Origin of the sequence: Yersinia enterocolitica, assembly GCA_002082245.2 — a bacterium.
Lineage (GTDB): Bacteria > Pseudomonadota > Gammaproteobacteria > Enterobacterales > Enterobacteriaceae > Yersinia > Yersinia enterocolitica_E.
The window spans coordinates 1301764-1315861 of sequence record NBTC02000002.1; the positions used below are offsets into that span (position 1 = coordinate 1301764).

Consider the following 14098-nt stretch of genomic DNA (forward strand, 5'->3'; position numbering starts at 1 on the left):
CCGCATAATATTAATTTACTCCGCACTCCATATTAAATAGTTTTAACTATCCGTTATTACATCTCAATATCGCTTTAGCTAATCTCAGTCATTTGTATTTATAACAAAGGAATAACATTTGGCGGCTGCTCTGATATATTCAATATCTTTTCATTAGTGCTAAACTGTCGATGTTTTTTATTCAGGAGTAAAAAGTTAATTTAAAGGAGAAGAGAAATGACTCAGAATATTTATGATAATCAGGCATTTTTTTCAGGGTATGCACAACTTCCCCGTTCAGTTGATGGATTGGCTGGCGCGCCAGAATGGGAAGCCATTCGCCAGATGCTGCCGTCGCTGTCAGGAAGCAAAGTTGTAGATCTGGGTTGTGGCTATGGCTGGTTTTGTCGCTACGCACGCTCGCAAGGTGCCAGCGAAGTTTTAGGTCTGGATGTTTCAACGCGAATGTTAAACCACGCTAAAGAGATGACCACTGACGAAAACATTATTTACCGTCAGGAAGACCTGGAACATTTGCATCTACCACCACAGCTGTTCCAATTAGCCTATAGCTCACTCACATTGCATTATATAAAAGCACTGCCAGCACTGTTTGCCACGATTTATCAAGCACTAACTCCTGGGGGCAGTTTTGTTTTTTCCGCCGAACACCCTATCTTTACCGCAGCAAAGCAACCTGGTTGGTTAATTGCCGATAATGGGCAAAAATCCTGGCCGGTGAACAGTTATCAGGCGGAAGGGGAACGTATAACAAACTGGTTGGCAGAAGGCGTTATCAAGCAGCATCGGACATTAGGGACTTATATTAATTTTTTGATAAAACAAGGTTTTATAATTACGCATGTCGAAGAATGGGGACCAACAACACAGCAAATTATAGATTATCCTGAATTGGATGAAGAGAAAGAACGCCCTATGCTATTTTTACTTTCTGCGAAGAAACCTGAATAGAAATCGGGATGGTTTTTATTAAAAATTCCTGCATCAACTCGTGACTCTTGGGGAGGTTTACTCCCCCAGCGCCTGTTTGATATTGACTCGGCGAGCCTAAAAACCACTAACTCATTATAAAACCCCTTAATAGGGTTAAATGACCTATAGTATAAATTAAATGCAACGCTGTATGGGATCCATTATGTCTAATAAAAATCACGAAGAAACAACAGTTAATGAAGGTTTGGCTAAAATTCATGAAGCTTCAGAACAACTTACCGAAGAGCAAATTGAACAGTTGGCTGAAGAAGCCAAAGCCGCAGCCAGAGAGAATGTACAAAAGCATACACACGACTAATCAACAAAATGGGGGATGTATATGAACACTGTGCCGCCAGATGGATTACCAATATACCGGCTGATTACCGGACCAGATGATTCATCATTTTGTCACCGAGTGTCTGATCAATTGAAGCTTGGCTATGTATTATACGGCTCACAATCAATCGCTTATGACCCAGAGAAAAAGACGATAATTGCAGCACAAGCGATCATTTGGCCTGGGAATTGAGACTGATGGTAATAAAAGCTACCCGATCCACAGTTGGTAATTTGTGATACGGATAAATAGCTTCTTGGATTGAGTTTTACGTCTGTAAAATGTCATCTCACTGATGAGAAAATAACTATTTTTCAATGCGTTAAATTTATTTTTGATGTTGTTTTGTAGCCACACCCAGTAGTCTTTGGTCACTACTGCTAATCTTTGTTAGCGACACTTCGCGCTAAGTGGATAAGACAAGTAACAGGAGACGATGAATATGCAAGCTCCCCCGATACCTCAAGATGAGGCTAAGAGAATTGCTACATTACGCTCTTATAATATTCTCGATACCTCTCCCGAAGAACGCTTTGATCGTATCACCCGCTTAGCTAAACGTTTATTTAATGTGCCAATAGCGCTTATATCTATCGTCGACGTAAACCGGCAATGGTTTAAATCACATCCCGGACTGGAAACCAGCGAAACCCCCAGGGATATATCTTTTTGTGGTCATGCGATTTTAGGTGACGATATCCTTTTGGTACCCAATGCCCTTAACGACCTTCGTTTTAGTGACAACCCACTCGTTACCGACGATCCTGGCATTCGTTTTTATGCGGGTTGTCCGCTGGTTGTTCCCAATGGCAGTAAACTTGGCACACTCTGTATTATCGATCTTAAACCGCGCTCTTTAGATGAATACGACCAACAACTTTTATGTGACTTAGCGAAAATGGCTGAGCAAGAAATTGCTGCCGTTCAATTAGCAACTATTGACGAACTAACACAGTTAACCAACCGTCGAGGCTTTGAAATTCTGGCTCAGCATGCATTAACATTTTGCTCACATAATAATATTCCTGCCACTTTGATTTTCTTTGATCTAAATGATTTTAAAGAAATAAATGACAGTTATGGTCATGCTGAAGGTGATAAGGCATTAGTGACTTTCGCTGAGGAGTTACAGTTTTTCTTCCGTGACACAGATGTTGTCGCCCGATTGGGTGGCGACGAATTTGTCACATTACTCACGGCATCAGGTTGTAGTGATATGCCAGCAATATTAAGCCGCTTTAAGAATGCGTTAGAATTACGCAATAGCCAAGAATTGCGTGGTTATAATATTGATTTTAGCGTGGGGTACGCTAATTGCAATTTAGAGAAAGATACACCGATTAATGAACTACTCGCCGCCGCCGATTCATCCATGTACATGCATAAATTAGAGCTACGCACTAAAAAAAACCCTTTTTCTAAGAGTTAATGTCATGTGTTATTACACTTCTCAAAGCACCAGTAAGTCGTCGTGTTAATAATTAATCAAATCAAAACTAAATGCCTAAACAATAAATCTGCCAGGAGAGATATACCCGATATGCTCCTAAATGGTGCCGACTCCCTAAATAGGGGCACTAATTTAGTTATCCATAATAAAAATAAACTATTTTTCAATTAGTTAGATATGGCGCAAATATTGCTTGATTAAAGACCATAACAGCAAGGAGGAAGAAATGAGAGCAATGTCTGCGTACTACTTACAATATACTGTATTTCTGCTACTGGTTGCTGGAACCATCAATTTTATTTTTCAGTAACCACTAAAAGAGTCTCGCTAATGCGCGGCTCTTTTGTTTTATCTCGGGTAAAAAGTACAATAAATTGTCGTATTAATACGCAAAAAAATAATTGTTTGACTCATTGATCCTCACCCTACATGGCAGTCATACAGCCATTACGCCTCGACGTTTAGCCTAAAGTCGAAAGAATATTCTCAGGAAAGGTAGTATCAAACGTTTGAGCGATTTCCGCTTTCGACCACCATAGGTATTTACTGTTTACAGACCTCTCATATCACGGCCCCTGGATATTATGGAAAATTGAGATTTTTATTGTGCAATGTTAGTGAATAAAGCATTACGATTATCACAACTACGGAGAAAATAAAACTATTCAGCGCAAGCCTATAATCATAATTGATGTTTATTCAACTTTATTTACTCAATTAACATTTGGGTTTTAACGTGTTTTACCCATATTCCTGGTTAAGATATACATAAAAAAGTCAATTATTTAAATCGAGATTTACTATTTATATATCATAAGAAATAGGCTGAGAGAAGATATTGAGATACTAATAAGGCTTGTTCGTGGTTAACCTATCAATTTAATCCAGCATATAAAATAAACAGATGGAATATTAAATATTACCGATACAAATATGGCACGAAAATATAAATAAAACATATGAAATTTAGTGTAACTTATTGATTTTGTTGGTGGGTCGTGCAGGGTTCGAACCTGCGACCAATTGATTAAGAGTCAACTGCTCTACCAACTGAGCTAACGACCCAACGGCGATAATTATTCTCCTGTTAGCCTTGGCTGTCAAACATTTCATCGGATTTTTCTGTTTATACTGTTTATATCCCTCTCTGGAGATTAATTATTCATCTGTTCTTTACGATTATTGTTAGTTATGTGACTTCATGTTGTAATTCCAGATGCTGTGATGAACTTAACAAAATTCAGTGTGTGAAATATAAACACTGGAAAACGAGGCGTATTGTGCAATTATTGTTGCGAAGATATTAAATAATTCGCAAATTGTACTTAAAACATAGCAAAAAACTAACAGACAGACAGACAGACAGGTTAAGACCAAAGAGCCAACATAGAGCTCAACAACTTCACAAATACAGGAAGAGGGAATGGGAAAGATGGTAGACCAATCCAAGATAGTGGCAGAACAGTTGCCGGAACCTGAAGAGCACCTTCAACGAAGTCTCTCCAACCGCCATATCCAGCTAATTGCTATTGGCGGGGCTATAGGTACCGGATTGTTTATGGGATCGGGTAAAACCATCAGCCTTGCCGGGCCGTCGATTATTTTCGTTTATATGATAATCGGTTTTATGCTGTTTTTCGTGATGCGGGCCATGGGTGAGCTGCTGCTATCGAATCTGAAATATAAATCATTTAGTGATTTCGCTGCCGACTTACTCGGTCCTTGGGCTGGTTTTTTCACCGGCTGGACCTACTGGTTTTGTTGGGTCATCACCGGTATCGCTGATGTGGTTGCCATCACGGCTTACGCCCAATTTTGGTTCCCCGGTTTCTCCCAGTGGGTTGCCTCACTGCTAGTGGTTTTACTGTTGCTATCACTGAATTTGGCCACGGTGAAAATGTTCGGTGAAATGGAGTTCTGGTTTGCCATGATTAAAATTGTGGCAATTGTGGCACTGATCTTTGCCGGCTTAACCATGGTGTTAATGAGCTATCAGTCCCCTTCGGGTACCACCGCGTCATTTACCCATTTATGGAATGATGGCGGGATGTTCCCGAAAGGAATCAGTGGATTCTTTGCGGGCTTCCAGATAGCCGTTTTTGCTTTTGTCGGTATTGAGTTAGTTGGGACCACCGCCGCTGAAACCAAAGATCCTGAAGTGGTATTACCGCGTGCTATTAACTCCATCCCTATCCGCATCATCATGTTCTATGTTTTCTCATTGATTATGATTATGTCAGTGACACCATGGAGTTCAGTAGTTGCCGATAAAAGCCCGTTTGTTGAGTTATTCGTTCTGGTCGGGTTACCCGCCGCTGCGAGTGTGATCAACTTTGTGGTCCTAACCTCGGCGGCTTCGTCAGCTAACAGTGGCGTGTTTTCCACCAGCCGTATGTTGTTCGGTTTGGCAAAAGAAGGTGATGCACCAAAGCAATTTGGTAAGCTGTCGCGCCGTTCCGTCCCCGCATCCGGCCTGACATTTTCTTGTATCTGTTTGCTAGGTGGTGTGGTTCTCATTTACCTAATCCCGAACGTAATGACGGTGTTTACACTGGTCACCACAGTTTCAGCGATTCTGTTTATGTTCGTCTGGACCATCATCCTTTGCTCTTACCTGGTGTATCGCAAAAGACGCCCGGCATTACATAAGAAATCCATCTATAAAATGCCCGCTGGTATTTTCATGTCGTGGGTATGTATGGCGTTCTTTGCCTTTGTCCTGGTGCTGTTAACCTTGGAAAGTGATACCCGCCAAGCGCTGATAGTGACGCCGCTGTGGTTTGTCATTCTGACCATTGGCTATCTCATCTTGAAGAAGCGCAGAAGCTACTTGTACGATAACCGTAATCAGTAAGGCATCATCATCACCTATAGCGGTTGTTTTATTATCATCACCTTACTCCCTGCACGGGAGTAAGGTTTTTATATAGATATACTTAGGCTGCCGTGATTGCTTCGCGTAATCGGCGTGGCGTTAAGCCAAAATGCCGCTGAAAACGTGAAGTAAAGCGGGACGGTGAAATATAACCGTGCTGTGCAGCGATCTCGCCAATCGAAAGTGATGTGGTTTGTAATGCATTTAATGCACACCCCATACGAACCTCTTCCAGAATCACGCGAAAACTACGATCTTCTTGCATCAGTTTGCGCCGCAAAGTTGAATCCCCAATATGCAAAGAGTGGGCGACGTCACTCACGCTCCAGTTGCGCGCCGGATCGAGCAGTAAAATTTGTTGTACCTGTTCCGCCCATTTATCTCGTCGGTCGATTAATAACGTCCCTGCCTGTCCAGCCAAGTGCAGCGCCAATAAAACCCCCATCGCCGCATGCTGTAAGAGCGCATCTGGCGCATGACACTTCACGTTGAGCAATAAGCTATCCCATGCAAGGCGGGTATGGCTATCCAGAGGAACACACAGCGATGCAGTTGCCACTGGCGTCACCGCAGAGGCACCGTACCAGTGGCGAAACTGGCGTAATAAACTTTGCGGCAGATAGACCATATCAGAACAATAATGCCCCCGATCCGGGGTATTCGCGATACTGACTTCGATACCGGCAGGAAACAAAATAAGCGACGATTGCCCCGCACTGGCAGCCTGTGCCCCCCATTGCACCAATTTACTGCCCTGACGGACATGGCACAGTGCCGGTGAAAACACCGTGACCCGATGCAACGTATGTGCTCGGCGGGCAACAATTTCAGCGCTGGAGATAGTCATCTGGCTATGATTTATCTGCTGCATACTTCCTGCTCTTGGATTAATAATTAGCGGCCATAAGTGGCAACCAGTTGCGTTTTCGCAATCACATTACTGTTGAGCATAAAACCCACCAATGCACCACTGGCATCACTATTGAGGGGTAATTTATCTGTTTTCAATGCCCACACAGTGAACTGATAGCGATGAGGTTTATCTCCTGCTGGTGGGCAAGCCCCTCCGAATCCCGCATAGCCGAAGTCATTGCGCCCCTGAACGGCACCAACAGGTAAAGTGCCATTTTTGCTCTGCCCAGCATTTGTTGCCAATGAATGAACATCGGCGGGGATATTCACCACCGTCCAATGCCACCAGCCACTCCCCGTCGGGGCATCAGGATCATAAGCGGTAATGGCGAAGCTTTTGGTTCCTGCGGGCGCACCCTGCCATGAAAGCTGTGGCGATTGATTCCCGCCATCACAGCCAAATCCGTTAAAAACCTGCTGGGTTTGTAAGGGTCTACCTTCAGGCATATCGCTACTTTTGACGCTGAAGGTTTGTGCCTGAGCAGATAATGACACTGCGATAATCGCCAGAGACAGTGCTATCTTTTTCATGATGGTTCTCCTGTGAGGTAAGTTAGTAGCTTACGCAAACAGGCTTGTTTACATTGTGCCATAACGCTCTGTTAGTGTGCCAAAAAGCTCAATCAAGAGCGTTAAGGCGTTTTATAACCAAGACGTCACGCCATGTGCAGGGTCGTCGCGGTAAAATGCTCGCAACAGCGGTTAAATAAGTCGTGATAAGCGTGTCAGAAAGCTGTCGGGAACATGTCATGCTGCTGTCGTGGCAGTGACGAGGGCTTAAGCATAGGTTTGTTGATATCGCTTCAAACCTCATAGGAAAATCAGTATGAACATGTATCGTATTCGTGAATTGCGGTTGGCCCGGGCCTGGTCACAAGAACAGTTGGCTGAACTTTGCAGTCTGAGTGTACGCACGATTCAACGCATAGAGAATGGTGAACAAGCCAGCTTGGAAACACTGAGTGCTATTGCGGCCGTCATGGATCTGAAAGTCAGTGAGCTGTATTGCCCAAATGTCTCTCAGGAACAGAGCACCCCGTCGCAAGCTGTTGACCAACGCGTCATTGATGCCCGCAAAGCGGTTGAGGATGAAATGTCTTTACTGCGTCAGTTACTGCGGGCGGTTATTCTGTGTGCAGTGCTGTTTGCTATCAATTGGTTTACTTCACCTGGCTATATGTGGGCCTGGTGGGTAGTGCTAGGGCTAAGTATCCCGCTGTGTCTGCGCGCAATAAATCTGTTATTGCTGGGTAATTGGGTCGAGCGCTGGCAGCAAAAACGCCTGCAAAAGAAGTTACGTAATCTGTAACAATATTGCGCTAATAAAACCAGCAGAAAGAGAAGGTTAGCTCATATCCCATTCATTTTGCGCACGACTAATAAGTTGCAGCCTGATTGTATTGGCGTATGGTTAATAGGTGTCATTAGCAGCGACTATGATTACATCATCAGCATTATTCAATAAATTTGATTGGAGCATAGCGAGATGGCGAAAATTTTAGTGCTTTACTATTCCATGTATGGGCATATTGAAACACTTGCCGGTGCGATTGCCGAAGGTGCCCAAAAAGTCAGCGGTGTTGAAGTGACCATCAAACGGGTCCCTGAAACCATGCCACCAGACGCCTTCGCCAATGCCGGCGGCAAAAACAACCAGCAAGCCCCGGTCGCAACGCCGCAAGAACTGGCCGATTACGATGGCATCATTTTTGGTACCCCAACCCGTTTCGGTAATATGGCAGGGCAAATGCGTACCTTCCTCGATCAAACCGGCGGGCTATGGGCTTCTGGTGCACTGTACGGCAAAGTTGCCAGTGTATTCTCCTCAACCGGTACTGGCGGCGGACAAGAGCACACCATCACCTCCACATGGACCACATTAGCCCACCACGGTTTTATCATCGTGCCAATCGGCTATGGGGCCAAAGAGTTATTTGATGTTTCACAGACCCGTGGCGGTACCCCATATGGTGCAACAACCATTGCCGGTGGTGATGGCTCCCGTCAGCCAACTGCTGAAGAGCTTGCTATCGCCCGTTTCCAGGGCGAGCATGTGGCAAAAATTACCGCCAAACTGGTAAGCTAACGCCCTTCAGACCTAATACCGCAGCGGGGTTAGTTTCGCTCAATATTCAGCCCATATCAGGGCTTGGCAAGTAGCGTTCAAATCTGCTTTGAGCATCAACCCTGCTGTCTGGCAATAAAAAAGCACCGCATGAAAGCGGTGCTTTTTCTTACTCATTAAACGGAGTTAGGCTTCAAGCAACCCTTGTGCCAGATAGTGGTTAGCATCAACCACCCCAGGTAACACGAAGAAATATCCCCCACCGATCGGTTTGACATACTCTTCTAACGCCTCACCGTTCAACCGTTTTTGTACCGTCAGGAACGCCTTTTCCAAATCAGATTGGTAGCAGACAAACAGCAAGCCCATGTCCAGTTGCCCTGAATTTGACACTCCCAGCGAGTAACTGTAGCCACGGCGTAACATCAGGTTACTCTGAGTTTCTGCGGTACGTGGATTTGCCAGCCGGATATGTGCATCTAACTTAATCACGTTGCCATCGGGATCTTTGGTGTAATCCGGCTCATCATGTTCATGTAGGCTCCCCAAGGGGGCACCGCTATGTTTATCACGGCCAAAGATAGTCTGCTGTTCTTGTAACGGTGTGCGATCCCAAAATTCCACTTTAAAGCGAATAATCCGCGCCGCCTGATAGCTACCCCCGACTGCCCATGCGGGCTCGCCGATATTGCCCTGAACCCATACCACTTGATTAATCAGCGGCTTATCGCTGGTTTTGGGATTCGCAGTCCCATCTTTAAAACCCAACAAATTGATCGACGTTTCTTTACCTTTGCTACGGGCCGCATGAGCAGAAATAAAACCTTCACGCTTCCACCGCACACTGAGTAAATCTGGCGTGTGCTTGATAATATCGCGCAGAGCGTGAATCACCGTTTCGTTGGTATTAGCACAAATTTGCAGCAAGATATCACCATGACACAAACCCGCATCCAGTGAATCATTGGGGAAGCGCGTCATTCTTTGTAGCCGCAGTGGTTTCTGCCCCTGCAAACCAAACCGCTCATCAAACAAGGAATCCCCCACAGAAACCGTAATGGTCAGGTTATCCGGGTAAATTTCCGGCCCCATAATTCCAGAATCCAGCGGTGGCAATTTGGCATTAACCGAAGGTGCATGCCCGCCGCGGGTCAGGAAGGCCAGCCGCTCCGTCAGCAGTTTGAATAATCGGGTCAAGGCCGCCTTATCGGTGGCCAGTACATCAAATGCTACCAGCATCATGGCCGCTTGCTGTGGGGTTAATACCCCTGACTGATGCTGACCATAAAAGGGCTGCTTCTGCCAGCGTTCATCTTGCACAAGTGCAGCCTCGGGTGCAGGGCAATCTGCCGCTCGGGCTATCTTTGCCCCGCCAAGAGCCAAGGCACCACTCATCATGCCCATACCCAGCAGTAAACGCCGACGGGAGGGCAACGCCGCCCCGCTATCATGTTGATACGACCCGTGTTGCGGGTCGGTTTTCTTACTCATCTTAATGCCTCAATCCAAACCCAATACGCCACGAAGCTGAGCAAGGTCTTCCGCCAGTGCCGTAATCGGCCCTTTCATAGCATTACGATCGGCGTCAGTTAACTTCTCGTAAGACTCATAACCCTCTTTCGTGCGATATTTCGCCAATACGCTATCGACGGTTTTGAAGTTAGCATCGATTTTTTGCAGCAGCGGCTGGTCGGCTTTTTCCAGCAATGGCCGCAGCAGATTAACAATTTTCTGTGCTCCATCAACGTTGGCCTGGAAATCCCACAGATCAGTACGACTATAACGGTCTTCTTCACCACTGATTTTGCTGGCCGCAACCTCTTCGATTAAGCCCGCAGCACCACCAACCACTTTATTTGGCGCAAATGTCAGGCCGGTGATGCGTTGTTGCAGTTCCAGGGTGTCCTTGTACAGTTGGTCGGCGAATTTATCCGCGCCTTTAGTGGTGTTGTCACCAAACAGGATTTTTTCTAACCGATGAAAACCGGTAAATTTCGGATCAGCGGCCTTCTGCTCAAAATCGTCCTCACGGGCATCGATACTGCCATCCAAATCTGAGAACAGTTCAGCAATCGGCTCGATACGCTCATAATGCTGGCGGGTTGGCGCATACAACTTGCGCGCCAGAGCCAAATCGCCTTTCTTGATTGCATCAGTAAAGGCTTTAGTTTGCGTGACTAATTGGGCAACTTCTTGTGTTACATAGACTTTATATTCAGCAATTGGCCCGACCAATGCCATCGCGTCCGGTTTTACCGCCGCGTTATCACCAGCCGCCGTGACTGTCAATTTACCTTTCGGGTTGCTGAGTAAGCCACAGGTCATATCGTATTCACCCGGCTCCAGATTAGCCGTCATCTTCTGGGTAAAGCCCGGGGCAATATTTTCGCGTTCCTCAACCACCATCACGCCTTTGAGGATCTCCCACTCCAACCCTTTCTGACTGGCATTATGAACAATAAATTGAGTTTTACCGGCAGGAATAGACAGCACCATCGGCTCACACTGCTTATCGTTAACGGTAATTTTAATTTGTGGAATATCAGCTGCTTGTACGTTGATAGCTACAGCAGGTAGTGCCAGTAACGCGGCGTGCAATGCAGTGCGACGGAAGAACCGGTTAGACATGTGAAAATTCCTGAATTATTGGTTAGTTTTCCGCGCAGCAGGGGTAATTGTGGCCGCCGTAGTGCGTGGTGGAAGGAAAAAGAGGATCAGTGCCGGAATCAGATAGATAAAGTAGACCGCAACTTCGCTGATTGTTGGTGCTTCCTGATAGCCAAACATCCCTTCAAGGAAGGTGCCGAGCAGTGAATGAGTGGAGAGCACATTCGTCAAATCGAACGCGATATCCTGAAAATGATTCCACAGACCGGCTTCATGGAAAGCTCTGATGGCTCCGGCTGCCAGGCCTGCGGCGACAAACAAGATAAACAGGCTGGTCCATTTGAAAAATTTAGCCAGATGCAACTTAACGCCGCCCCAGTAGATAGCCATCCCCACCAAAATGGCGCAGGTCAGGCCAAGTATTGCGCCAATTGGCGCGCCAATCCCGACATCCTGCTGGAAAGCCGCCAGTAAGAAGAATACCGATTCAAGCCCTTCACGGGCCACGGCAAAAAAGACCATCGCCACCAATGCCCAGCCCTGACTGCGGCCTGAGTTGAGTGCATTATCAATTGCCCCTTCCAGATGGACTTTGACTGACTTGGATACCTTGCGCATCCAGAAAACCATATAGGTTAAAATACAAACTGCGACCACCGCAATAATACCTTCAAACAGCTCTTGCTGTTTTTGCGGAAACTCACCCGTGGTTTCATTAATAAAGATGCCGATAGCAAGGCATAGCGCGGCTGCCGTTACCACTCCAATCCACACTGCCCCCATCCATTGACCGCGTTGAGTACGCTTAAGGTAACTGGCTATCAAGCTAACAATCAGCGCGGCTTCCAGCCCTTCACGAAACATAATTAGAAATGGGACAAACATGCTAAGCACCCCTGCGCTGGATATGGGTATAAATATGTAATTATGAGTAACGTCAATTTTCGTAAAGAAAAGTAAAACTAAGAACGATAGTGATTATCATTCTGGCAAAAAGAAATTCAAGAGGCTAAATAAGAATATTGTTAAACAAACTGTGGCAAGTTGTTTCTGCTAGGTTAAATAACAAATAAATTCATTAAGATACGTTTTTTTAGGTCGCACCGCCCTCTCAGCCTATTTATCGATATCTGGCGCAATTTTCAGCAAAAAAAAGCCTCCTGTTGTACAGGAGGCGATGTTAAGCAACAGTAAATGCTATTAATAACTGCATGTGTGCGCTATTAAATGGTTTTAAACTCCGCTTCAGCATTACGGAAACGTTCAGTAATGGTATTACTTGGCGTATTGCCCAACAAGCTCACCACCACAATGGCGATACTGGCAAATAGGAAGCCTGGTATAATTTCATACAAGCCCAACCAGGCATATTGCTTCCAGACGATAACCGTAATAGCACCGAGCAACATCCCTGCCAGTGCGCCATTGCGAGTCATTCGTGGCCAAATCACCGAGATAAGAACCACAGGACCAAATGCGGCGCCAAAACCAGCCCATGCATAGCTAACCAGACCAAGAACCCGATTATCCGGGTCCGCTGCCAGTGCGATAGCTATCAATGCCACCAGCAACACCATGGCACGGCCGACCCACACTAACTCTTTCTGGCTGGCCTTTTTACGCAGGAATGCTTTGTACAGGTCTTCCGTCAACGCACTAGAACACACCAGTAACTGGCAGCTTAAGGTACTCATGACGGCTGCCAGAATAGCGGACAGTAAAATACCGGCAATCCATGGATTGAAGAGTAATTTAGCTAACTCAATGAAAACACGTTCGCCATTTTGGCTCACATTCCCAGCTTGTTCAGGATGGTTTTCAAAGTAAGCAATACCAAAGAAGCCCACCGCGATGGTCCCTGCCAGACAGAGGATCATCCAAGTCATACTGATGCGGCGTGCACTACGAATAGTACGGTGAGAGTCTGCCGCCATAAAACGCGCCAGAATATGTGGCTGACCAAAATAACCCAATCCCCAACCGAGTAGAGAGAGGATGGCAACCAGATTCAGCCCTTTAAACATGTCGATATTCGCGGGATTTTTCGCAGCAATGACCATCATGGAAGTGTCGATACCTCCCACCGCCAGAATAACAATAATCGGGGTCAGGATCAGAGCAAAAATCATCAGCGTTGCTTGTACTGTATCCGTCCAGCTTACTGCGAGGAAACCGCCAATAAAGGTATAGGCGATGGTGGCCGCAGCACCAGCCCATAATGCGGTGCCATAGCTCATATCAAACGTACTTTCGAATAAACGCGCACCGGCAACGATTCCTGAAGCGCAATAAATAGTGAAGAAAACCAAGATAACTACCGCTGATATCACCCGCAGCAATTTACTCTTATCTTCAAAACGGCTGGTGAAATAATCAGGCAATGTCAGTGCATTGTTATTGGCTTCGGTATGAACCCGCAAACGGCCTGCGACCAACTTCCAGTTAAGATAAGCACCAATCGTTAAACCAATGGCTATCCAGCTCTCGGAAATACCCGACAGGAATATTGCCCCCGGTAATCCCATTAATAACCAGCCACTCATATCGGAAGCACCGGCAGATAATGCAGTGACCACACTGCCTAAACTTCGCCCACCCAGAATATAATCATCAAAGTTATTGGTTGCCCGGTAGGCCATGAGGCCAATTAATATCATCCCAAAAATGTAAACTAAAAAAGTCACCAACATTGGCGTATTCATGGTCATGCAACGTCTCCATAGTGCGTATTATCGTTTTAATATATCCCGCTATTTTGAGTTCTTTCCGCTCAGTGCGGTGTCATGTTTTCACTCTGGAGAGCCGGAACGTGACACTCAGTTGCACCAGAGATGAATCTCGAACTCAAATAAACTACCAGCACAACTATTCGCTGGC

Annotated in this window: 12 protein-coding genes and 1 tRNA gene; 6 read left to right on the forward strand and 7 right to left on the reverse strand. The window is 45.8% G+C overall.

All coding sequences use genetic code 11. The annotated features are described in order from the left end of the window. Positions 1-216: 216 nt before the first annotated feature. From A6J66_007350 to A6J66_007360, 3 genes are all read left to right on the forward strand, one after another. Entirely contained in the window at positions 217-951 is a 735-nt protein-coding gene (locus A6J66_007350; GenBank protein ID PNM24028.1) for a class I SAM-dependent methyltransferase, read from the forward strand. Between the two features lie 361 nt (positions 952-1312). Further along, positions 1313-1504, forward strand: a complete 192-nt coding sequence (locus A6J66_007355) for a DUF1737 domain-containing protein (protein ID PNM24029.1) — start codon at positions 1313-1315, stop codon at positions 1502-1504. Positions 1505-1748: 244 nt separating this feature from the next. Next, positions 1749-2741: a GGDEF domain-containing protein gene (locus A6J66_007360; GenBank protein PNM24030.1), complete on the forward strand. Its 993-nt coding sequence runs from the start codon at positions 1749-1751 to the stop codon at positions 2739-2741. Positions 2742-3751: 1010 nt separating this feature from the next. Here the strand turns inward: A6J66_007360 and A6J66_007365 are convergent. Next, positions 3752-3827 (reverse strand) — tRNA-Lys (locus tag A6J66_007365). Positions 3828-4185: 358 nt separating this feature from the next. Here A6J66_007365 and A6J66_007370 point away from each other — a divergent pair. Continuing rightward, a complete protein-coding gene (locus tag A6J66_007370; GenBank protein ID PNM24031.1) occupies positions 4186-5616 on the forward strand; it encodes a D-serine/D-alanine/glycine transporter in 1431 nt (476 codons plus the stop codon). A gap of 82 nt (positions 5617-5698) precedes the next feature. Here the strand turns inward: A6J66_007370 and A6J66_007375 are convergent, their stop codons facing one another. Then, positions 5699-6508 (reverse strand): AraC family transcriptional regulator, encoded by an 810-nt coding sequence (locus tag A6J66_007375; GenBank protein PNM24032.1) that lies wholly within the window; start codon positions 6506-6508, stop codon positions 5699-5701. Between the two features lie 23 nt (positions 6509-6531). Beyond that, positions 6532-7080, reverse strand: coding sequence for a YbhB/YbcL family Raf kinase inhibitor-like protein (locus tag A6J66_007380; protein ID PNM24033.1), 549 nt, complete (start codon positions 7078-7080; stop codon positions 6532-6534). A gap of 295 nt (positions 7081-7375) precedes the next feature. On the opposite strand from A6J66_007380, the gene A6J66_007385 reads away from it, so the two are divergent. Next, complete coding sequence (locus tag A6J66_007385; GenBank protein PNM24034.1) at positions 7376-7858, forward strand: helix-turn-helix domain-containing protein; 483 nt, start codon at positions 7376-7378, stop codon at positions 7856-7858. A 177-nt stretch (positions 7859-8035) separates the two neighbouring features. Further along, positions 8036-8635 carry an NAD(P)H:quinone oxidoreductase gene (locus A6J66_007390; GenBank protein ID PNM24035.1) on the forward strand — a complete coding sequence of 200 codons (600 nt, stop codon included), beginning with the start codon at positions 8036-8038 and terminating at the stop codon, positions 8633-8635. A 165-nt stretch (positions 8636-8800) separates the two neighbouring features. On the opposite strand, the gene A6J66_007395 is transcribed toward A6J66_007390, so the two are convergent. The 4 genes from A6J66_007395 to A6J66_007410 form a co-directional block, all read right to left on the reverse strand. Then, positions 8801-10105, reverse strand: coding sequence for a deferrochelatase/peroxidase EfeB (locus tag A6J66_007395; protein PNM24036.1), 1305 nt, complete (start codon positions 10103-10105; stop codon positions 8801-8803). A gap of 9 nt (positions 10106-10114) precedes the next feature. Next, positions 10115-11242 (reverse strand): iron uptake system protein EfeO, encoded by a 1128-nt coding sequence (locus tag A6J66_007400; protein PNM24037.1) that lies wholly within the window; start codon positions 11240-11242, stop codon positions 10115-10117. 15 nt (positions 11243-11257) lie between these two features. Continuing rightward, positions 11258-12106, reverse strand: coding sequence for an iron permease (locus A6J66_007405; protein PNM24038.1), 849 nt, complete (start codon positions 12104-12106; stop codon positions 11258-11260). 338 nt (positions 12107-12444) lie between these two features. Then, positions 12445-13929 carry a sodium/proline symporter PutP gene (locus A6J66_007410; protein ID PNM24039.1) on the reverse strand — a complete coding sequence of 495 codons (1485 nt, stop codon included), beginning with the start codon at positions 13927-13929 and terminating at the stop codon, positions 12445-12447. Positions 13930-14098: the final 169 nt, after the last annotated feature.